This window comes from Photobacterium sanguinicancri, assembly GCF_002265265.1.
Classification (GTDB): domain Bacteria; phylum Pseudomonadota; class Gammaproteobacteria; order Enterobacterales; family Vibrionaceae; genus Photobacterium; species Photobacterium sanguinicancri.
The window spans coordinates 1-538 of the sequence record NZ_NOIF01000433.1 but is presented as its reverse complement, the minus strand read 5'-3'; the positions used below and the strand labels follow the sequence as shown (position 1 = coordinate 538).

Here is a 538-nt window from a genome sequence, read left to right as displayed (position 1 = left end):
GAACCCACGGCCCCGGCAGCGCTACAGATCAACCTCAGTCAAGGGGCCCGAATGGCACTCCACGCTTCTCGAGTTCGGCCTGACCGCCATCGGGCTCCGACAACACCCACAAACCTTTACTGGTTACGGCAACGGTGTTCTCCCAGTGGCTAGCCCACGAGCCGTCCACCGTAACAACGGTCCACTCATCGTCCAGGGTCGCGGTGACCTCCGTGCCGAGGGTAGCCATCGGCTCGATGCACAGCACCATGCCCTCAACGATCTTCGGGCCACGTCCGGCCCGCCCCCAGTTGGGAACATCCGGATCCATGTGCATCTCGGTACCGATCCCGTGGCCGGTGTACTCACGAATGATGCCGTAGTCACGGTCATGGGATTCCAGGGATGCTTGCACCGCTGCGGAAATGTCGCCGATCCGGGCTCCAGGCACGACCTTGGCGATACCGGCCCACATCGACTCACGGGTCACCTCGGATAAGGTCCGAGCCTCCTCGCTGACATCTCCCACGAGGACGGTCCGGGCGGCATCTCCATGCCA

The 538-nt window shown here is 63.4% G+C and carries 1 protein-coding gene; it reads right to left on the bottom strand.

Annotated elements, in window-relative coordinates; translation table 11 throughout:
- Positions 1 to 34: 34 nt before the first annotated feature.
- Positions 35 to 538, bottom strand: a 504-nt coding sequence (locus ASV53_RS26540; RefSeq protein WP_141226339.1) for a type I methionyl aminopeptidase, incomplete at its 5' end; no start/stop codon positions are given.